13 protein-coding genes are annotated in these 21,057 nt (G+C 63.0%); 2 read left to right on the top strand and 11 right to left on the bottom strand.

Annotation, left to right across the window (positions count from 1 at the left end; all coding sequences use genetic code 11):
* The 7 genes from VF672_RS19235 to VF672_RS19205 form a co-directional block, all read right to left on the bottom strand.
* A partial coding sequence (locus VF672_RS19235) for an MHYT domain-containing protein (protein WP_331106134.1) occupies positions 1-1,100 on the bottom strand: 1,100 nt, incomplete at its 3' end.
* Positions 1,101-1,227: 127 nt separating this feature from the next.
* Complete coding sequence (locus VF672_RS19230) at positions 1,228-2,718, bottom strand: efflux transporter outer membrane subunit (RefSeq protein ID WP_331106133.1); 1,491 nt, start codon at positions 2,716-2,718, stop codon at positions 1,228-1,230.
* Positions 2,715-5,822 (bottom strand): efflux RND transporter permease subunit, encoded by a 3,108-nt coding sequence (locus VF672_RS19225; RefSeq protein ID WP_331106132.1) that lies wholly within the window; start codon positions 5,820-5,822, stop codon positions 2,715-2,717. The genes VF672_RS19230 and VF672_RS19225 overlap by 4 nt, the downstream gene beginning before the upstream one ends.
* A 94-nt stretch (positions 5,823-5,916) precedes the next feature.
* The gene (locus tag VF672_RS19220) at positions 5,917-9,012 is read right to left on the bottom strand and encodes an MdtB/MuxB family multidrug efflux RND transporter permease subunit (protein WP_331106131.1); all 3,096 of its coding nucleotides are present in this window, start codon (positions 9,010-9,012) and stop codon (positions 5,917-5,919) included.
* Positions 9,009-10,343, bottom strand: a complete 1,335-nt coding sequence (locus VF672_RS19215) for an MdtA/MuxA family multidrug efflux RND transporter periplasmic adaptor subunit (RefSeq protein WP_331106136.1) — start codon at positions 10,341-10,343, stop codon at positions 9,009-9,011. The genes VF672_RS19220 and VF672_RS19215 overlap by 4 nt, the downstream gene beginning before the upstream one ends.
* A gap of 207 nt (positions 10,344-10,550) precedes the next feature.
* A complete protein-coding gene (gene tpx, locus VF672_RS19210; RefSeq protein WP_331106130.1) occupies positions 10,551-11,051 on the bottom strand; it encodes a thiol peroxidase in 501 nt (166 codons plus the stop codon).
* Positions 11,052-11,139: 88 nt separating this feature from the next.
* The gene (locus tag VF672_RS19205) at positions 11,140-12,069 is read right to left on the bottom strand and encodes a LysR family transcriptional regulator (RefSeq protein WP_331106129.1); all 930 of its coding nucleotides are present in this window, start codon (positions 12,067-12,069) and stop codon (positions 11,140-11,142) included.
* A 126-nt stretch (positions 12,070-12,195) separates the two neighbouring features.
* Here VF672_RS19205 and VF672_RS19200 point away from each other — a divergent pair, with 126 nt between their 5' ends.
* On the top strand, positions 12,196-13,191 hold the full coding sequence (locus tag VF672_RS19200; protein WP_331106128.1) for an aldo/keto reductase: 996 nt from the start codon (positions 12,196-12,198) through the stop codon (positions 13,189-13,191).
* Here VF672_RS19200 and VF672_RS19195 read toward each other — a convergent pair whose 3' ends face one another.
* The 3 genes from VF672_RS19195 to VF672_RS19185 form a co-directional block, all read right to left on the bottom strand.
* Positions 13,192-16,848 (bottom strand): translocation/assembly module TamB domain-containing protein, encoded by a 3,657-nt coding sequence (locus VF672_RS19195; RefSeq protein ID WP_414705633.1) that lies wholly within the window; start codon positions 16,846-16,848, stop codon positions 13,192-13,194.
* Between the two features lie 32 nt (positions 16,849-16,880).
* Positions 16,881-18,611, bottom strand: coding sequence for an autotransporter assembly complex family protein (locus VF672_RS19190; RefSeq protein WP_331106127.1), 1,731 nt, complete (start codon positions 18,609-18,611; stop codon positions 16,881-16,883).
* A gap of 66 nt (positions 18,612-18,677) precedes the next feature.
* A complete protein-coding gene (locus tag VF672_RS19185) occupies positions 18,678-19,328 on the bottom strand; it encodes a GNAT family N-acetyltransferase (RefSeq protein WP_331106126.1) in 651 nt (216 codons plus the stop codon).
* A gap of 210 nt (positions 19,329-19,538) precedes the next feature.
* On the opposite strand from VF672_RS19185, the gene xthA reads away from it, so the two are divergent.
* Positions 19,539-20,351 (top strand): exodeoxyribonuclease III, encoded by an 813-nt coding sequence (gene xthA, locus VF672_RS19180; protein WP_331106125.1) that lies wholly within the window; start codon positions 19,539-19,541, stop codon positions 20,349-20,351.
* Between the two features lie 229 nt (positions 20,352-20,580).
* On the opposite strand, the gene VF672_RS19175 is transcribed toward xthA, so the two are convergent.
* A partial coding sequence (locus VF672_RS19175) for an acyl-CoA dehydrogenase family protein (RefSeq protein ID WP_331106124.1) occupies positions 20,581-21,057 on the bottom strand: 477 nt, incomplete at its 5' end.

Raw genomic sequence — 21,057 nt, 5'->3', positions numbered from 1 at the left:
GCCACCTGGCGCGAGGCGACGCTGACCGCTTCTTCGCCATTGTCGAGTTCGACCAGCAGCACGAACTCATCCCCGCCAATCCGCGCGAGGGTGTCGTGACGATGGAAGTTCTCGCGCATGCGCGCCGCCAACGCACGCAGGAGCTGATCGCCGACGTGATGGCCGAACGCGTCGTTCACCGGTTTGAAGCCATCCAGATCCATGAACATCAGGGCGAACATGCCGCCCTGCGCGTCGACCTTGCCCATCGCCTGATCGATGCGATCGGCCAGCAGGATGCGGTTCGGCAGCCCGGTGAGGTTGTCGTGCAGAGCCAGCTGCGTCAGCTCGCGATTGGCTTCCTTGAGCGACTGCGACAACTGCGCGGTACGCGCCGCCAGGCGAGCGTCAAGCACGGACGTCAGCAACGTAATGCCCAGCACCGCCAGACTGGTGACCAGTACCAGCTTGTCCAGCCCGTCGGTGTGCAGCCCATTGACGGTCGCGCCACAAAAACTGCCGACCGGAAAGTTTGCCGCAGTCATGGCGGTGTAATGCATGCCGAGGATGGCGAAACCCATGATCACCGCCGCGCCGCCACGGGCCAGGCGCACGTACGGGGTCTCCTTGCGCAGCCTCACCGCAATGCTCAGCGCGGCGGCGGATGCCACCACAGCGATGACCAGCGACAGGCCGAACAGGGTCGGGTCGTAGTCGATGCCGGGCTGCATGCGCATCGCCGCCATGCCGGTGTAATGCATGGTGCTGCTGCCCAGTCCCATGACGAAGGCGCCGAGCAGGACGTTGGACACCGGGACGCGGTCGTGACTGACCAGCCACAACGCGAAGCCCGAGGAGACAATGGAGATGAGCAGCGACAGCAAGGTCAGCGCAATGTCGTACGCCAACGCGATGGGAAGGCTGAACGCAAGCATGCCGATGAAATGCATCGACCAGATGCCCACGCCCATGGACAGCGCCCCGCCCATCACCCACAGCGCCCGCGCCCGCCCGGTGGCCGAAGCGATGCGCCCGGCCAGGTCAAGGGTCGTGTAGGACGCGAGAATCGCCACCAGGACTGAAATCAGAACCAGCGAATAGGTGTAATGGCCGATCAACATGGGCTGGCCCTTGGCTCAAAGGAGTGCGGCCTTTCAGCCCTGATGAATGCGGCGGCGATTGTACCGAATTTCGCGGGCATGTCCCGTCACTCTGTCGCAAAGCTGGCACATCGCTATTTATACAAGACTAGCGTTTCGACACCTCGGCGCCCGCCGTGAGCCCGGTCGCCGCGTCCCAGCCGCCCCCCAGGGCCGCGATCAACTGGGCGCTCGCCACCAATCGGCTTTCCAGCACATTGAGCACGCTGCGTTCATTGCTCAGTGCCGTGGTCTGCACGTTGACTACGTCCAGGTAGCCGATCAGCCCGGCCTTGTACTGGTTGTTGGTCAGGCGCAGGGAATCGCGCGCCGACTGCAGCGCTTCGGCACGCACGGAGGCTTCCTGCTCATACACGCGCAACTGCGCCATGTAATCCTCGACCTCTTTGAAACCGTCGAGCACAGTCTGCCGGTACTGGGCGACGGTCTGGTCGTAGACCGCTTCCGTGCGGTCCACTTCGGCGGCGCGCTGGCCGCCGTCGAACAGCGTCATCGCCAGCTGCGGGCCCACCGACCAGAAGCGATTGGGCAGGGAAATCCAGTTGCTCACCGTGCTGCTGCTGTAACCGCCGCTCATGCTCAGGGTGAGGTCCGGGTAGTAAGCGGCCTTGGCCACACCGATATTGGCGTTGGCCGTCATCACCGAACGCTCGGCGGCGGCGATGTCAGGGCGCCGTTCAAGCAATTGCGAGGGCAGTTGAGCGGGAATCTGCGGCACCGCCGGAATCGACGTGGTCGCCCCGAGACTGAAGTCCGCCGGCGCCTGGCCCATCAGCACGGCAATCGCATTTTCAAACTGAGCCCGCTGCCATTGCAGATCGATCAGGTCGGCCTGGGTGCTCTTGAGTTGGGTCTGGGCCTGGGCGGTGGCGTCGCGCCCGGAAATCCCGGCGCGGTACTGGTTCTGGGTCATGGTCAGCGAGCGCTGGTAGGCGTCGACGGTCGCTTCGAGCAAGCGCTTCTGCTCGTCGATGACGCGCAGTTGCAGGTAGTTCTGCACCAGTTGCGATTGCAGGCTCAGGCGCATCGACGCCAGATCGGCAAGGCTCGCCTGGGCGCTGGCCTTGTCGGCTTCCAGGCCCCGGCGCAGCTTGCCCCACACGTCGGCCTCCCAGCTCACCCCCAGCTGCGCGTTGTAGGTGTCGCGAATGCCGCTGCTGGAACTGCTCAGGCTCGAACTGCTGCTGCCGGTGCCCTGGCTTGAGCGGTTCTTGCTGGTGGTCAGGTCCAGTGTCGGGAAGAACGCGCCCCGGGCACTGCGCACCAGGGCGGCGGCCTGGCGGTACTGGGCTTCGTATTGCGCCACGGTCTGGTTGGACGTGTTGAGCTTTTCCACCAGCGCGTTAAGCCGGGCATCGCCATAGATTTCCCACCAGGCGCCGCGGGCAATGGCATCGCTCGGGTTGGCCTGGGTCCAGCCTTCGGCCTGCTTGAAGTGCGCCGGGGTCGGCATGTCCGGCGTTTTGTAGTCCGGGCCGACGGCACACGCGCTGAGCAGCAAGGCGCACAGGGCGATGGAGAAGGTCCGGCGAAACGGCAGCGTCCGCCGGGGGACGGGCGTTTTCAACGAGTCGTTCATAGCGGGGTTTCCAGGGCAGCATCCGTCTGCACACCGCGCCACGTGTTGAAGCGATGGCGCAGACGGTCGAGATAAAGGTAAACCACGGGCGTGGTGTACAGCGTGAGGATCTGGCTGAGGATCAGGCCGCCGATGATGGTCAGGCCCAGCGGCCGGCGCATCTCCGCCCCTTCGGCGCTGCTCAGCAGCAACGGCACGGCACCGAGAATCGCCGCCAGCGTGGTCATCAGAATCGGCCGCAGGCGCTGCAGGCAGGCGTTGCGGATCGATTCCACCGGGGTCATGCCGCCCTGTCGTTCCAGTTGCAAGGCAAGGTCGATCATCAGGATCGCGTTCTTCTTCACCACCCCGATCAGCAGGAACAGCCCCAGCAGCGAGATCAGACTGAATTGCCCACCGGTGAGGTAGATGCTCAGCAGCGCACCGACGCCGGCCGAGGGCAAGGTCGAGAGGATGGTCAGCGGATGGATGTAGCTTTCGTAGAGAATGCCCAGCACCAGGTACACCGCCACCAGCGCGCCGAGGATCATCCACGGCTGGCTCTTCTGGGTGGCGGCGAAGGCGTCGGACGTCCCCGCCATTTTGGCGATCACGTCTTCTGGCAGGCCGACCGCCGCAACGGCGCGTTCGATGGCGGCGTTGGCCTGATCCAGGGTGACGCCGTCCGCCAGGTCGAAGGAGATGTTCTCCGAAGCGAACTGGCCGTCGTGGCTGACGCGGTCGTCTTCCAGGCTGCGCTCGTAACGCGCAATCGTCGACAGCGGCACCCGCGCGCCATCGGCAGTGATCACCTGGACCTGCTCCAGGGTGGTCGGATCCAGGGCATATTTAGGGTTAACCTCCATGACCACCTGATACTGGTTCAGCGGGTCATAAATGGTCGACACCTGACGCTGGCTGTAGGCGTTGTTCAACACGGTGGTGACCATGTTCATGTCGATGCCCAGCCGCTTGGCCGCATCGCGGTCGACGATCAGCGTCACCTGCTGGGTGCCGCCGCCGTCGTTGGCGTCGATGGCGGTGAGTTCCTTGAGCGACTTGAGCGCGGCGACGATCTTCGGGTACCACAGGCGCAAGGTTTCCAGGTCCCCGCTCTGCAGGATGTACTGGTATTGCGAGGTGGTCTGCTCGCGCCCGCCGCCCAGTTGCAAATCCTGATCGGGCTGCAGGAACAGGCGCCCGCCCGGGACCAGGGGCATTTCCTTGCGCAGCCGCTCGACCACCTGCTCGGCGCCCACGTTGCGTTCCTTGATCGGTTTCAGGCGCACGATGATGAACGCATTGCCGGTGCCGCCGTTGCCGCCGATGAAGCCCGCGACACTCTCCACCGCCGGGTCCTTGAGGATCGCCGAGCGGAACACGTCCATCTTTGGCTGCATCACCGAGAAGGACAGGCCATCGTCGCCCCGCACGAAGCCCATCAGTTGACCGGTGTCCTGCTGCGGCAGAAAGGTCTTCGGCACCACCACATAAAGCGCGACGTTGCCGATGATGGTCAGCAGCAGTGTCAACAGTGTCAGGCGCCGATGCCGAAGGACCCAGCGCAGGCTGCGGTCATAGCCGGCGACCATGCGGTCATTGACCCGCTGGCTCCAGCGCTGCAAGCGGTTTTCCGTGCCCGGCACGTGAGGCTTGAGCCAGCGTGCGCAGAGCATGGGCGTCAGCGTCAGCGAAACCACCAGCGAGACGATGATCGACACCGAGAGGGTGATGGAAAACTCGCGGAACAGGCTCTCCACCAGTCCGCCCATGAACAGGATCGAGACGAACACCGCGACCAGCGAGACGTTCATCGACAGCAACGTAAAGCCCACCTCTTTGGCACCCAGGTAAGCCGCTTCCATGGGCGGCACGCCTTCGTCGATGTGCCGGGAGATGTTTTCCAGGACCACGATGGCGTCGTCGACCACCAGTCCGGTGGCCAGAATCAAAGCCATCAGCGAGAGGTTATTCAGCGAGAAGCCATATAGGTACATGATCGCAAAGGTGCCCACCAGCGACACCGGCACCGCCAGCGTCGGGATCAGCGAGGCGCGGAAATTCCCGAGAAACAGGAACACCACCAGAATCACCAGCACCACGGCGATGAGCAGCGTCATTTCCGCTTCATGCAACGTGGCTTTGATCACCGGCGAACGGTCCATGGCCAGATCCAGCTTGACGCTGGCCGGCAGCACGGCCTGCAACGCCGGCAATTGCGCCTTGATCGCCGCGACAGTTTCGATGATGTTGGCACCGGCCTGGCGGTTGATCACCAGCAGCACCGCCGCCTTGTCGTTGAAGAAGCCGCTGTTGTAGCGGTCCTCCACCGAATCCCTGACCTTGGCCACGTCCTTGAGCCGCAGCGCAGCGCCGTTGGCGTAATGGATGATCAGCGATTCGTAGTCCTTGGCCTTCTCCAGCTGGTCGTTGGCCTGCACCTGCCAGTTGTGCTCGCTGTTCTCCACCGAGCCTTTCGGGCGGCGCACATTGGAATTGGAAATGGTGGTGCGCACTTCATCCAGCGACACGCCGTACTGGGACAGCAGCTTGGGTTCCAGCTCCACGCGCACCGCAGGCAGCGAACTGCCGCCAATCTGCACCTCGCCAACACCGTTTACCTGGGACAGGCTCTGGGACAGGATCGTCGAGGCCATGTCGTAGAGCTCGCCCTTCTCCAGTACGTCGGAAGTCAGTGACAGCACCATGATCGGCGCCTGGGACGGGTTGACCTTTTTGTAGGTCGGCATGCTGCGCATCCCGCTGGGCAGCAGGTTGCGCGAGGCATTGATGGCCGCCTGCACTTCCCGCGCGGCACCGTTGATGTCGCGGTCCATGTCGAACTGCAGAATGATCCGCGTCGAGCCCTGGCTTGAACGGCTGCTCATGGTGTTGACCCCGGCGATCACCCCCAGCGAGCGCTCCAGCGGCGTGGCCACGCTGGACGCCATGATTTCCGGGCTGGCGCCGGGCAACGAGGCGCTGACCACAATCACCGGGAAGTCCATGTTCGGCAACGGCGACACCGGCAGCAAGCCAAAACTCATGCCGCCCAGCAGCATGATCGCCAGGCTCAAAAGCATGGTGGCCACGGGGCGGCGGATGAACGGCGCCGAGAGGTTCATGGGTGTGAGCTCCAGGCTTCAAGCTTCAAGCCGCAAGCGAAACTGCAGCGAACATCCCTCTTGCAGCTTGCGGCTTGAAGCTCGTGGCTGCCGGTCATAGCGCCACCTCGGTTTTAGGCTGACGCGCAAACCTGCGCCCCAACCGATCGAAATACAGATAGATGACCGGCGTGGTAAACAGCGTCAGGACCTGGCTGACCAGCAGCCCCCCGACCATTACCAGCCCCAGCGGCTGACGCAGTTCGGCCCCCGAGCCTGAGGCGAACATCAGCGGGATGGCGCCGAACAGCGCCGCCAGGGTCGTCATCAGGATGGGACGGAAGCGCAGCAGTGCCGCCTCATAGATGGCGGTTTGCGGGTCGATGCCACGGTTGCGTTCAGCGTCCAGGGCGAAGTCGATCATCATGATCGCGTTCTTCTTGACGATGCCGATGAGCAGGATGATGCCGATGATGGCAATCATGCCCAGGTCGTTGCCGCTGAGGATCAGCGCCAGCAGCGCACCGATGGCCGCCGACGGCAGGGTCGAGAGAATGGTGATCGGGTGGATGTAGCTCTCATAGAGCACACCCAGCACGATGTACATGGTGATCACCGCCGCGAGCACCAGCAACAGCGTGCTCGACAGCGACGCCTGAAAGGCTTCGGCCGCGCCCTGGAATTCCGTCTGCACGCCAATCGGCATGCCGATGTCTTTTTGCACCTGCTCAATGACCTCAACGGCTTTGCCCAGCGCAACGCCCGGCGCCAGGTTGAACGACATCATCACCGCCGGAAATTGTCCGATGTGAGCAATGGCCAGCTGCGCCTGGCGCTGTTCGACCCGCGCCAGACTGGACAGCTTGACCTGGCCGCCGTCGGTGGTCTTGACGTGAATCTGTTCCAGCGCCTCCGGGCCCAGTTCACTGCGCGAATCGGCCTGGAGCACCACGCGGTACTGACTGGCCTGGGTATAGATGGTGGAAATCTGCCGCTGGCCGAAGGCGTCGTACAGCGCATCGGTGATGTTGGCGACGGTCACGCCCAGACGGCTGGCGGCATCGCGGTCAATGTTGAGGAACACCTGCAAGCCTTTGTCCTGCAGGTCGCTGGCGACGTCGGTCAATTCCGGGCGCTGCACCAGCGCCTCGACCAGTTTGCCGCTCCACAGGTTGAGCAGGTCGGCGTCAGGCGAGGACATGCTGAACTGGTACTGGGTGCGGCTGACCCGGTCCTCGATGGTCAGGTCCTGCACCGGCTGCATGAACAGTCGGATGTCAGACAATTGATCGACCTCGGGCTGCAGGCGCTGGATCACCTCGGACGCGGTGACGTCACGCGCGTTGTGAGGCTTGAGGTTGATCAGCATGCGGCCGCTGTTCAGGGTCGCGTTGTCGCCGTCGACGCCAATGTACGACGACAGGCTGGCCACCGCTGGGTCCTTGAGGATGATCTTCGCCAGGGCCTGCTGACGCTGGCTCATGGAAGCGAACGACACTGACTGCGGCGCTTCGGAAATCCCTTGAATCACGCCGGTGTCCTGCACCGGAAAGAAGCCTTTGGGCACCGCCAGGTACAGCAGCACGGTGATCCCGAGGGTGGCGATGGCCACCAGCAACGTCAGCGGCTGATGCTTGAGCACCCATTGCAACTTGCGCCCGTACGCGGCCACCAGCCAGTCGATCCACGCACCGCTGGTCCGGTAAAAGCGCCCCTGCTCTTCTTCCTTCGGTTCACGCTTGAGCAAGCGCGCACACATCATCGGCGTCAGGGTCAGGGAAACCACCAGCGAAATCAGGATCGCCACGGCCAGGGTAATGGCGAACTCGCGGAACAGGCGCCCGACCACATCGGCCATGAACAACAGCGGGATGAGGACGGCGATCAGGGAAATGGTCAGCGAGATCAGCGTAAAACCAATCTGCCGCGCGCCTTTGAGCGCGGCCTGCAACGGCGTCTCCCCCTCCTCCAGGTGCCGGGAAATGTTCTCCAGCATGACGATGGCGTCGTCGACCACGAACCCGGTGGCGATGGTCATCGCCATGAGCGTCAGGTTGTTGACCGAGAAACCGGCCAGGTACATGACGCCAAAGGTGCCGATCAGCGACAGCGGCACGGCCACCGAGGGAATGATCGTCGCACTGAAGCGGCGCAGGAACAGAAAGGTCACCAGCACCACCAGCACGATGGAAATCAGCAACTCGTGCTGCACGTCGCTGACCGAAGCGCGGATGGTTTGCGTGCGGTCGGTGAGCACGGTGACGTCCAGTCCCGCCGGCAGGTTTTGCGTGATGCTGGGCAGCAGCGCCTGGATCCGGTCGACCACTTCGATGACGTTGGCGCCCGGCTGGCGCTGGATGTTCAGCAGTACGGCCTGGTTCTCGTTGGCCCAGGCGGCAAGCCGATCGTTTTCGGCACCGTCGACGATCTCGGCGACGTCCTTGAGCCGCAGCGGGCCGCCGTTGTTGTACGCCAGAATGAGATTGGCGTACTCCTCGGGGGACTTGAGCTGGTCGTTGGCGTCGAGCATCGACACCCGCGTCGGGCCGTCGAAATTGCCTTTGGGCGTATTGACGTTGGAAGCGCTGACCAGCGTCCTCACGTCCGCCAGGTTCAGACCATTGGCGGCCAGCGCGTCGGCGTTGACCTTTATCCGCACCGCCTGACGCTGGCCGCCGGCGATGGTGACCATGCCCACTCCGCTGATCTGCGCGATCTTCTGCGCCATGCGCGTGTCGACAAGATCGTTGAGCTTGGGCAGCAGCATGGTCTTGGAGGTAATCGCCAGGGTCAGCACCGGCGTGTCGGCGGGGTTGACCTTGCTGTACGTTGGCGGCGCGGGCAAATCACTGGGCAGCAGATTGGTCGCGCCGTTGATCGCCGCCTGCACTTCCTGCTCGGCGACGTCCATGTTGATATCGAGGCTGAAGCGCAATGTGATGACTGAGGCTCCGCCGGAGCTGGTCGAGGCCATCTGGGTCAGGCCCGGCATCTGCCCGAACTGGCGCTCGAGGGGCGCCGTCACGGCACTGGTCATGACTTGCGGACTGGCACCCGGGTACAGCGTCATCACCCGAATGGTCGGGTAATCCACCTGCGGCAGCGCCGAGACCGGCAGCAGCGTGTACGCGATCAGGCCGGCCAGCACGATGGCAAGCATGCTCAGCGTGGTCGCGACCGGCCTGAGGATGAACAGCCGTGACAGGTTCATACGTCGCCTTTCTTCGGGCTCTCGGCAGCGGCCGATTCACCGGGCTCTTTGGACGGCTTGCCCTGCAATTGTTGCCCCGGCGTGGCCGGGACGTCCTTGCTGTCGTTGACCACGTCCACGGCGCTGCCGTCTTTCAGGCGGTCTGTGCCTTCAAGCACCACGCGGTCGCCCGCCGCCAGACCTTCGGTGATCACCGTGGCGTTCTCATCGCTTGGCCCGGTCTTCAGGGAGCGGATGCGAACGGTCTTGTCGCCGTCCATGACGTACACGAACGTGCCGTTGACGCCGAACTGGACCGAGGCCGACGGCACCAGAACGACGCTTTTCAGCGTGTTGGCGAGCAGGCGCGCGTTGACGAACTGATTGGGGAACAGCGTTTCGTTGTCGTTATCGAAACGTGCCTTGAATTTCAGCGTGCCGGTGGTGATGTCGATCTGGTTGTCGATGCTGGCGAGTACGCCCTTGGCCTGCAGCTTCAGGTCACCGCGGTCCCAGGCCTCTACTGGCAGCTTGTCGCCGCTGCGATAACGGCTGAGCACCTCGGCGAGGTCCTTCTCCGGCAGGGTGAAATTCACGGTGATCGGCTTGGTCTGGGTAATAACCGCCAGGGCGGTGGTGTCGTTGGCGGCCACCAGGTTGCCGACGTCAAGCTGACGCAGACCGATACGGCCCGAGATGGGCGCACGGATCTGCGAGAACTCAAGGTTGAGCTTCGCGTCCCCAACGGCGGCCTGATTGGTCTTGATGGTGCCCTGGTACTGGCCAACCAGGGATTCAGCGGTGTCCAGGGTCTGCTTGGCGATGCTGTCTTCTTTGTACAGGCCCCGATAACGCTGTACGTCGAGTTGGGCATTTTTGAGCAGTGCCTGATTCTGCATCAGCGTGCCTTCGGCCTGCTGCAGGGCAATCTGGTAGCTGCGCGGGTCGATCACCGCCAGCAAATCACCGGCCTTGACCTGCTGGCCCTCCTGAAAATTGAGTTTCATCAGTTCGCCCGCCACCCGGCTGCGCACGTTGATCGTGTTGAGCGCCGTCACCGTGCCAAGGGCTTTGTAATACACGGGGAAATCCCCGGTGGTTGCTGCTGCCACCCGCACCGGTACCGGAACGGTCGAACCACCGAAGCCAGGGCGCTTGGCTACCGCCTTGCCGCCGCTACGGCTTGCGCTGGTCTGGGCCTGATCGCCTTTCTGCGCCGTGGCGTTCGGTTGCGAGGCAGCCCCCGGCCAGAAGCGCCAGCACAGACCAGCGACGATCAACAGAACCAACAGGCTTATCAGCCAGCGACGGGAATTACGGGGGGCAGACGATTGCATGAATAAATCAACCAGTGTGCGCGTGAGCGTCTTCGGGAGGCTGAACAATAAGCAGAGGGGCCGGCGATGCAAAGGGCCTTTACCGGGAATTTACCTAGTGCTCATTTTGGATAAGGTGCTGACGTACCAATAAAAAACGGCCTGAGGGTGTCAGGCCGCCTTGATGTTGCCGGGTGTTGCCTGGCAGTGCCATCCGCTGATGGCCATACGCCGCCTGCGAGCTTACTTCAATACGGCCAGCGCTGCGTCGTAGTTCGGCTCCTGGCCGATCTCCGGTACCAATTCGCTGTGCAGGACGTTGTCGTTTTCGTCCAGCACCACCACCGCACGGGTGGTCAGGCCGACCATCGGACCGTCAGCGATCGCGACACCGTAGTCCTGCATGAACTGCGCGCCACGCATCGTCGACAGGTTCTTCACGTTTTCCAGCCCTTCGGCGCCGCAGAAGCGCGCCTGGGCGAACGGCAGGTCCGCCGAAATGCACAGCACCACAGCGTTGCTCAGCTCATTGGCCTGGGCGTTGAATTTGCGCACGGAGGTGGCGCAGGTCGGGGTGTCGACGCTCGGGAAGATGTTCAGCACCTTGCGCTTGCCGGCGAAGGTTTCCAGGGTCGCGTCGGACAGATCGCCCGCCACCAGCGTGAAGGCCGGGGCCTTGCTGCCGACTTTCGGCAGTTCGCCGCTGATCTGTACCGGGGAGCCTCTACGAGTCACTTGTGCCATGAGCTGAGTCCTTATTTGAGGTTGCGTGCAAAGGCGGAAGTTAACCACGAAAGTGCGTAGTGACCTACCGCCGGAAATGATTTTGTTCTCAGGAAATGCCGTGCATTACCGGTTTGTCCATCAGCCCCGGACGCGAGCACACGTCCACCACCCAGTCGACGAAGACCCTCACCCGCCGGGACATTTGCCGGTGTGCCGGGTACAGCGCGGCCAACGGCAGCAGCGGCTGCTCGACGTCGCCCAGCACTTCGATCAGCTCGCCCCGGCGCAGCAGTTCGGCAACGTGGTAGTACGGCGTCTGCACCAGCCCGTAACCCGCGCTGCACGCAGCGAGGTAGCCATCGGCGCTGTTGGTCGCCAGGGCCTTGGGCAGGTCCGGCTCGTGGGTTCGGCCCTCGACGATGAACTCGATGCCGTAGCGTTTATTGCTGGTCGAAGAGAAGTACTCGATCATCTGGTGATGCGGCAGATCGGCCAGACACGCCGGCGTGCCGCGCCGTTGCAGGTAGGCTGGACTGGCGCACACCACTTGGCGCATTTGCGCGAGCGGGCGAGCCACCAGCGAGTGGTCGAGGGGCTGCCCGCCTCGGATCACGCAGTCGTAGCCTTCCCGGATAAGGTCCGCCGGGCGATCGTTCATGCCGACTTCCATTTCCAGCCGGGGGTAACGCTCGGTGAACTCCGGCAACAGTGGCATGATGATCAGTCGGCCGATGCCCGCGGGCATGTCGACGCGCAACACACCTTCAGGGTCGCTGGCGACCGAGGCGAACACCGATTCCGCTGCTTGCAGCTCGTTCAGCACATTGACGCAGCGGTGGTAATAGGCCTGGCCGTCCAGCGTAGGCGATACCTGCCGCGTGGTGCGCATCAGCAGTTGCACGCCAAACTGCGCCTCCAGCTGTTTGATCAGGATGGTCACCGAGGCGCGGGGCATGTGCAGGCTGTCGGCGGCCCTGGCGAAACCACCCAGCTCGACAATGCGGGTGAAAGCGCGCATCGCGTTGAATTTATCCATGGCTCGTCACGGTTCCGGCGAATGATTGTTTAGAAATCGCTAATAGTGAAAGCACTTCTAGCCGGTTTATCCCGACGCTGTCGAGGGGCAAGAATGGTGACCCTCTTCATCAACAAGGCATCCATCATGCAAACGCGTCAACTTGGCAAAAACGGACCGCAGGTCTCGGCGCTTGGCCTGGGCTGCATGGGCATGACCGATTTCTATACCACCGACGGCAACGCCGATGAAGCCATCGCCACCCTTCACCGCGCATTGGAACTGGGCGTCACGCTGCTCGACACCGCCGACATGTACGGCCCGCACACCAATGAAGAGCTGCTGGGGAAAGCGCTGGCCGGCAAGCGTGACCAGGCGTTCATCGCCAGCAAGTTCGGCATCGTGCGTACGCCAAGTGATGCGGGCGCGCGTGGAGTCAATGGCAGTCCCGAATACATCCGCGCCGCGATCGATGGCACCTTGCAGCGATTGAAGATCGACACGCTGGATCTGTATTACCAGCACCGCATCGATCCGGGCGTGGCGATCGAAGAATCCGTTGGCGCCATGGCCGAGCTGGTAAAGGCCGGCAAGGTGCGCTTTTTGGGTTTGAGCGAAGCGTCGGCGAGCACGCTCGAACGCGCGCACAAGGTGCATCCCATCGCCGCCTTGCAAACCGAGTACTCGTTGTGGAGCCGCGACCCGGAAGAAAACGGCGTACTGGACACCTGCCGCCGTCTGGGCATCGCGTTTGTCCCGTACAGCCCGTTGGGACGAGGTTTTCTGACCGGCGCACTGAAGAGCCCCGACGACTTCGCCGCTGACGATTATCGCCGCAGCAGCCCCAGGTTTCAGGGCGAGAACTTCGGCAAGAACCTGCTGCTGGTGCAGAAAGTCGAGCAACTGGCAGCCGAAAAAGGCATCACCGCCGGCCAGCTGGCATTGGCCTGGGTGCTGGCCCAGGGTAATGACGTGATTCCGATTCCGGGCACCAAGCAGCGTAAATACCTGGAGCAGAACGTCGCGGCGCTGGACGTGACGCTCAGCGCAGCGGAGTTGCAGGCCTTGAAAGAGCTGTTCCCCTCCAGCGCCGTCGCAGGCGGTCGGTATCCCGAGGCGGCGATGAAGCTGGTCAATGGCTGATCAGAAGTCCCGCTTGTAGAAAATGTCCAGCGAACTGGCCACGCCTCCCGCGACCTCCAGGTACACCTTCTTGCTCAGCAGATAACGCAAGGTCAGGGTGTTGGCCGGTTCGAACACCCCTACGCCGTAACGCAGGCTCAGTTTGTCAGTGATCTTGCCGCTGGCCACCACCGACGTCTTGTCGCCACTGCCCGAGGTGTCCAGATCGAAATCCTGGATGCCCAACCCGGACGCCAGCTTGCCCGCCGTCGACGAACCGCCTGCCAGGCCCAGCGCGAGCGCCGCCTGAGCGACCATATTGCTGTCCTCACCGTTGGTGCTCAGCGGACGGCCCAGCACCAGATAGGACAGCGCCTGCTCCTGACTCATGGCCGGCTCGGAAAATACCGTTGTGGTCGGCTGTTCGGCGCTGCCGCTCAGGCGTATGCCGGCAATCACGTCGTCGGTCTGGCGGATGGCTTCAATGTCCAGATAGGGCTGGTCCACAGGCCCGGCGAATAACAGGCGCGCCTTGCGAATGGTCAGTCGCTGGCCGTAAGCCCGGTAGCGGCCATCGTTGAGGTTCAACTCGCCGCGCGTATCCATGTTATCGCCGATGTGCACGTGTCCGACGAGATTGGCGGTCAGGCCGAAGCCGCTGAAGCTTAAAGTCTGCTGACCCACCTCGACGTTCACGTCCATGGCAAGGGCCAGCGGCGGTTTACCCTGTTCAGTCTGCTGACCGACGATCACGGTGTCATCGGAGACTTTCACCGTGGACGGCGGCAATTCCCGCACGGTGATTTCGCCCTTGGGAATCAGCACTTTGCCCGATACCGCGAGCCGGTCGCCCTGCAGCGTTATCTTCAGGTCGGGGGCGGCTTCCAGCCTGGCGTAAGGTTCAACCGTGATCGGCAGGCGCGTGCCTTTAAGGGCAACGTCGACATCCAGCGCATCGGTCCAGGCCACATGCCCGCCCAGGCTGCCCTGACCCGCCGTGCCGCTGCGCCAGTTGCCGGTCAGGTCGACACGCTCGCCGGCAATCAGAGCCTGCACGTTGAGCTTTTCCAGGCTGACCGGCAATTCTGGGCCGGACACCTCGCCGTCGTTGAGCGCCACATTGCCGTTGATCTGCGGCGCCATCAGGCTGCCCGAGATGCGCCCGCTGCCGTTCAGTTTGCCGTTGAGCTTTTCCACCATCGGCACGAACGGCCGAGCCACCGATACATCCACGCCACTGAGGGTGAAGTCGCCGGTGACGGGCTTGTTTTTGGCGATCGGGTCGATGCTTAGCCGCGCCATCAACTCACCCAGCTTGCCGCCGCGGAAATCCAGGCGGGTGTCGACCTTTTTGGGGGTCAGGCTGCTGCTCAGCTTCAGCGTGTCGTAGGGGAAGTCCAGCCACTGGTTCTTGTCCCTGACCCGCAGCGTCCCGCCACTGGCATCGATGATCACCTGGCCATTGGGGCCGGCGGCCGGTACGTCCAGCTGGATGTCGGCATTCAATGCACCCTTCCAGGCGAAGTCCTTGGGTAGCCATTGCGCCAGGCTTTCTATGGGGAAACGCTTGAGGTGATAGCGCAAGCGCGGTTCCGGCATCAGCCGCTGGTCTTCGCCGCACAGACTCGCAGGCCCTGACACCCAGCAATGGGCGCCGAAGTTGACCTTGCCATCGGCCAGGCGCTCCAGCTTCGCTGGCTGTTGCAGCTTCCAGTCCTGTCCGCCGCTCTGAATATCGCCACTGGCCAGACGCCCGCGCCAGTCGCCTTTATCCAGATTGCCGTCCAGGGCGAGGGCCAGTTTGAGCAGCGGCCCTTGAAGGTCGAGTTTGACTTGCTGACGTTTGCTGTCGCCCTGGCCGTTGACGGTCAGCGTCCCTAGGGCGGTGTCGCCGGCCTGAATGCCGCTGGTCTTCAGGTCAATCGTAGCGCGCTGGCCGTTGTCCAGCCGGGCGGCCAGCGAGAGGGTCTGCACCTTGTTGTCGTTCAGGGCCAGTTGTGTGCCCTGCAGGGCCAACTGCCCTTGGGGAGCCTGCACCGTGCCGGCGACGTCGACGCGCCCTTTTATCTGCCCCTGTAGCCCGGGCCACAGCTGACCCAGGCGCGTGAGGTTGATGTCCAGTTGTCCGGCGAGCTTCTGCTGGAGGCTGCCCGTACCTTGAACCCGGTTGTCACCCAAGCGAACATCCAGTGCGTTGAGATTCCATTGGCTGTCCGCGCCATCGGCTTTGGCCTGTAGCACTGCAGGCTGGCCGCGCAAACGCCCCTTCAGATCCAGATCGGCATTCAGGCTCAGCTGTCCGTTGCGCAACGCGCCCTTGCTGCGCAGCGGACCGGCCAGTGAACCCGGCAGTTCGGCGACCCAGTACGCAGGGTTGATGGCAGCAAGGTCCAGCGCCGTATCCCAGGCGATGCCGTCAGCGAATTGCAGGTTCAGGTGACCGCCGGCCTTGCCTTGCCCGGCGGTCAATTCAAGCTGCGGCAGAAAGATCTGCTGCAGATCGCCGCTGAACGGGCTGCTCAGGGTGAACGGACCGGCCGGCCCGTTGAAGTCGCCGGCGAGGTGGCCGAGGTACTTGCCATCGGTGTAAGACACCTCGCCGGTAAACGTATGAACGCTGACCTGGGGCTCATCGACCAGTGGGTACAAGCGATGCCAGGGGAAGTCCAGCCAGTCGAGTTTCGCATCGGCTCGCAGACCCTCTTGCCAATCCAGCGTGCCGCTCGCCTTGAGGCGTTGATTGTCACTGGCGGTCAGGTTTAGTGCCGCGATCTGCGCGCCTTGGGCATCGACGCGGCCCTGAAGCGCCAACGCTACCGGGCCCTTTTCCGCAGGAAGGCTGGCGTTCCCGGTCACAGCGTAGCCGCTGGCCAGGTCGCCCTTGGCCTTGAGGATCAGGTGATTGAGCTGCAGCGTGTCCGGCAGGTCTGCGCTTGGCTTGAACGCGTCGCTGGTGATGGCGATGTCTGCCGGCAGGTTTTCCACCAGAGGCTGTAACTGACCGACCAGACGGGCGTCGATGTAGCCACTGCTCTGCGCGTTGAGGGTGAGCGTCTTGAGCAGATCGCCCTGAATGTTCAGGGCCAGTGACAACGGCTGACCGCTGACGTCCGGCAGCTTCAATTGCCCTTCGGCGGTCAACCGCCAGTCACCCTCGGGTTTGAGCAGACCCGACAGGTCGAGCACGATGTCGTCACGACCAGCGTGCAGTGAATCGATCTTCAGCCCTTCAGCGGTCCAGTGCGCCGCCAGTTGCACGTCGCGCACCTGTTCAGTGCCGTCCAGGTGCAGGCTGCCGATCTGCACGCGACCCAGCTGCAACGCGAGCGGAAGTTTAAGGTCAGGCAGCGTGACAGGGCCACTGCTGGCCTCGCCAGTGGAAGGAGGAAATTGCAGCCTGATGTCGCCGGTCTGCAGGTTGTCGATGCACAGCGTCATGCGCGCCAGACACGACGGTGACCAGTCGAACACCGGCGCATCGACCTCGACCCTGCTTGAGCCTTGCTCCCAGACCAGATGATCCGCCTGCCAGGCGCCACCCAGACGACCGGCAAACCCCTCGACCGAGAGGCCCGGCACAAGACCGAGCGCCCAACGGCTGCCGGTCTGGGTCCCGAGGAGCACGGTCAATGCCAGCGTCACCAGGATGACCAAGGACAGCAGGGTAATCGCCGTGATGGCCGCGATGCGTTTCAGCCAATTCCTATTGGTCACAGTTCAGGCCCCATCGAGAAGTGCAGACGTATGCCGCCGTCTTCATCCAGCGCGTGGGCGAGGTCAAGGCGCAACGGCCCGACCGGGGACACCCAGCGCACACCAATGCCCACGCCAGTCTTCAGGCTTGGCAGGTCCAGGGAGTTGAACGAGTTGCCCTGATCGACGAACGCCGCCACGCGCCATTTTTCGGCAATCGAGTATTGGTACTCGGCGCTGCCGGCAATCATGTAGCGGCCGCCAATCTTGTCGCCGTCGGAGTTTTCCGGTGACAGCGATTGATAGTCGTAGCCGCGCACGCTCTGGTCGCCCCCGGCGAAAAAGCGCAGGGACGGCGGGATTGATGTGTAGCCGTTGGTGGCGCTGCCCCCGACCTGCACCCGCCCAAGGAAACGGTGGTTTTGCGCGACCGTGGTGAGCCCTTTGAGCATGACCGTGCCGTGCACGACGTTGGCGTCCGAGCCCAGGCCTTCCTTGGCAACCTGGGTGTCGAACTGAATACGGTAGCCCTTATGCGGGTCGATGCGGTTGTCGCTGCGCAGGTAGGAATAGCTGATGCCTGGCATCAGCAAGGTGCTGAGGCCTTCGTCGTTGCCCAGGCGGTATTCTTCGCGCTGCCATTTCAATGAGATGACCCGTTCCCAGCCACTGGGCAGGGTGCTGTGCCACTCCGGCCCAACCGTCAGCAGTTTGCTGAGGCTGTCGGTGTCGGCGATCTCTTCATATTGGTAGCCGCCGGCGAACCGCAGTTTGTCGGTCAGGGGCGGGTCCAGCGGGATGTCGTAGAACAGACCGACGTTTTGGCGCGGCGCGGCGATTTCGGCTTCCGCCCCATAACTGTGACCCTGGGGGTTGACCCAGTGCCGCGTCCAGTTGGCTTTTACCCGGGGACCGACGTCGGTCGAATAGCCGACGCCAAGCCCCATGGTCCGTGGCTTGCGCGTCTGCAACTGCACGTTGACGGGAATGACCTGGGCCTGAGCGTCGGTGGGTGATGCATTGACCCGCACCCCTTCGAAATAGCCACTGGACTGCATGGCCTGATTGAGTTCGGCGATCAGTTCGGAGTCGTAGGGTGTGTCTTGCTTAAAGGGCACCATGCGCCGCAGCAGGTCATCATCGAACGGGGCATCACCACTGAAGGTCACTTTCCCGAGGGAGAAACGCGGCCCGCTGTCATAGACCAGCTCAATGTCGGCGACACCGGAGCGCGGGTCCACGGAAAGGCGCTGGGTCACGAACCGGCCGTTGAAGAAGCCATACCGCGCGGCCTGGTTTTCAATCAGGTGCTTGGCGTCCTCGTAAACGCCGTGGTTGAGCACTGCGCCGGGCTTCAAAGCGTTGCCGTCCGGCACCCTGAAGCTTTTCAGCTGGGTGGCCTGGCCCGTCACGCGTATGGACACGTTGCGCAGGTGCACCGGCTCTCCCGCCTCGACCTTCAGCAGCAGTTGCAGGTTGTTGTCGGCGTGGCGGACCTCGCTCTCGATCTGCGCCTGATAGTAGCCAAGCGCTTGGGCTGCCTTCTGCGCCTGCTCGACGGCGCCAACGCTGAAGCGTTCGAGCGCGGGTTCGTCACGCTCGCCGAGGCTGCCCACATACCCTTCGATGTTGGATTTAAGGGCGGCGTTGGAGGGCTTGACCCGGACGTCGAGCTGCGCATCGGCGAAGGCCGCGCAGCTGGAAAACATCAAGAGAAAGCCACTGGTGTATCGATGGGGAAACTTCATAGGCGCGAATGCTACACGAGCGACGCGGGCTGCTGAAACCCGCGAAGAGGGAGAAGCTTGTGCAGTTCAAGCCACGGAACCCAGTGAAACCTGCGGGTTTGGGTGGAAAAATATGTGTTCTCGGACGGGTCCTACTTCCACCTCGCCGATTTCTTCATAGCCCTGTCGTTTATAGAACTCCAGGTAGTTGCCATTGCCGGTGTCCAGGACGATCCCTTCCGAGTTTTTGTCCTCTGCACACCAGTCGTGCAACGCCATCAGCAATTGCTCGCCGTAGTGCTGCCCCTGGAAGTCCGGGTGCACGCCAAAGAGCGGCAGCACGTGAACGGCCTCCGATGGCAGGCAAGACAGCACGGCGTGGTAATACGCCAGATAGCGCTGAGTGCAGCGCAGGCCCGTGCTCATGAGCATGCGAATGCGCCAGGCCCAGCTTTCGGTGATGCCCAGCCGCCGTTGGGGCGGCGCAATCAGCGCCACCCCGACCAGCCGGTCTGCGACGAACAGGCCCAACGCCGGCAGCTCCTGGAGATAATGCTGTTTGACCAGCGCGCGGATAGTCGCCCTGACGCGCTGCTCATAGCCCGCTCGCCCGGATTCGAACAGGTAGGCAAAGCTCGGCTCCTGGCGGTAAGCCTGGTACAGCAGCAAGCGGGTTTCGCGTGAGTAGCCGCTGTCGAGCTGACGGATCTGCGCCGTCTCGCTGGGCAGTTCAGGCATGGTGTGGGTCCTTTTGATGGGTTCCGGAGCGGCCGCTCGGGTAGGTGATCTCAAGGCTTCGAGTCGCCCCCGCCATGGCAGTTCCACCCGCTTGGCCGTCTTTGCGAAAAGCGCGCGCGCCGTTTGCCGTCTTGCCGAGCGAACCGCGCGCTGGCCCCCGCCGGGAAGGTCGGCTAGCATCGCCGTTTGTTTTTGCCAGGACCGCCGCCCATGAAAATTGTGTCTTTTAATATCAACGGCCTTCGCGCCCGACCGCATCAACTGGCGGCGTTGATCGAGAAGCATCAGCCCGACGTCATTGGTTTGCAGGAAACCAAGGTCTCCGACGAGCAATTTCCCCAAGCGGACATCGAAGCGTTGGGCTACCACGTGCACTTCCACGGTCAGAAAGGCCATTACGGCGTCGCCCTGCTCTCGCGTCAGCCACCGCTGACGATTCACAAGGGCTTCGACAATGACGATGAGGACGCCCAGCGCCGTTTCATCTGGGGTACCTTCGCTGACCGCAACGGCAATCCGGTGACCGTCATGAACGGCTACTTTCCACAGGGCGAAAGCCGTGACCACCCGACCAAGTTCCCGGCCAAGCTGCGCTTCTATGCGGAGTTGCAGCAGTTGCTGGAAACGCGGTTCAGCAACGATCAGCCGCTGGTGGTGATGGGTGACGTCAACATTTCGCCTGAGGACAGCGACATCGGTATCGGCGCCGACAATGCCAAGCGCTGGCTGAAAACCGGCAAGTGCAGCTTCCTTCCGGAAGAACGCGAGTGGCTCGGCAAACTCAAAGCCTGGGGTCTGGTGGACAGCTTCCGCCATCTGTACCCGGAGGTTGTCGATCAGTTCAGCTGGTTCGATTACCGCAGTCGCGGCTTTGAGGACGAACCCAAGCGTGGTTTGCGCATTGACTTGATTCTGGCGTCCCACGGCCTGCAACCGCGGATCAAGGCAGCCGGCGTGGATTACCACTTGCGATCGATGGACAAGCCGTCCGACCACGCGCCGATCTGGCTTGAGCTGGAGTAACAAGCTGGCGACTGACCGGACAGCCCCTCGCAACGCAGGCCCTCCGTAGCGACGGCACTGCCGTTTCGTTGGCTCGCCGCCCAGTCCGTCGATGCCACGATCCTGTAGGAGCCGGCTTGCTGGCGAACACGTTCAGCCAATTGCCATCGTGTTGTCTGATGGATCAGGTTCGCCAGCAAGCCGGCTCCAACCGATTGCGTTGTGTCAGTCGACGGCTGCGCAAGCGGGATCAGCGATGCTCGCTTCGCATCATCTCTTTAGGCACATATTTGCCGACCTCGAATTTGCCAATCGCCGCGCGGTGGACTTCGTCTGGGCCGTCGGCCAGACGCAGGGTACGCTGCATCGCGTACATGTAGGCCAGGGGGAAATCACCGGACACCCCCGCGCCTCCGTGCATCTGGATCGCCCGGTCAATCACCCGCAAGGCGACGTTCGGGGCGACCACCTTGATCTGGGCGATTTCGCTTTTTGCCACTTTGTTGCCCACGGTGTCCATCATGTACGCGGCCTTCAGGGTCAGCAGGCGCGCCATGTCGATCTCCATGCGCGAGTCGGCGATCTTGTCGATATTGCCACCGAGCCGGGCCAATGGCCGGCCGAACGCCGTTCGCTGCACCGAGCGCTTGCACATCAGCTCCAGCGCGCGTTCGGCCATGCCCACCGAACGCATGCAGTGATGAATCCTTCCCGGCCCAAGGCGACC

Source organism: Pseudomonas sp. (assembly GCF_036387035.1).
GTDB lineage: Bacteria > Pseudomonadota > Gammaproteobacteria > Pseudomonadales > Pseudomonadaceae > Aquipseudomonas.
This window is presented reverse-complemented; position numbering and strand designations above follow the sequence as displayed.

Coding starts and splice junctions, on each gene's coding strand:
- VF672_RS19190 (WP_331106127.1), bottom strand. CDS start 18,611: ATGAAGTTTCCCCATCGATACACCAGTGGCTTTCTCTTGATGTTTTCC.
- VF672_RS19225 (WP_331106132.1), bottom strand. CDS start 5,822: ATGAACCTCTCGGCGCCGTTCATCCGCCGCCCCGTGGCCACCATGCTT.
- VF672_RS19220 (WP_331106131.1), bottom strand. CDS start 9,012: ATGAACCTGTCACGGCTGTTCATCCTCAGGCCGGTCGCGACCACGCTG.
- VF672_RS19230 (WP_331106133.1), bottom strand. CDS start 2,718: ATGAACGACTCGTTGAAAACGCCCGTCCCCCGGCGGACGCTGCCGTTT.
- VF672_RS19185 (WP_331106126.1), bottom strand. CDS start 19,328: ATGCCTGAACTGCCCAGCGAGACGGCGCAGATCCGTCAGCTCGACAGC.
- xthA (WP_331106125.1), top strand. CDS start 19,539: ATGAAAATTGTGTCTTTTAATATCAACGGCCTTCGCGCCCGACCGCAT.
- VF672_RS19205 (WP_331106129.1), bottom strand. CDS start 12,069: ATGGATAAATTCAACGCGATGCGCGCTTTCACCCGCATTGTCGAGCTG.
- VF672_RS19200 (WP_331106128.1), top strand. CDS start 12,196: ATGCAAACGCGTCAACTTGGCAAAAACGGACCGCAGGTCTCGGCGCTT.
- tpx (WP_331106130.1), bottom strand. CDS start 11,051: ATGGCACAAGTGACTCGTAGAGGCTCCCCGGTACAGATCAGCGGCGAA.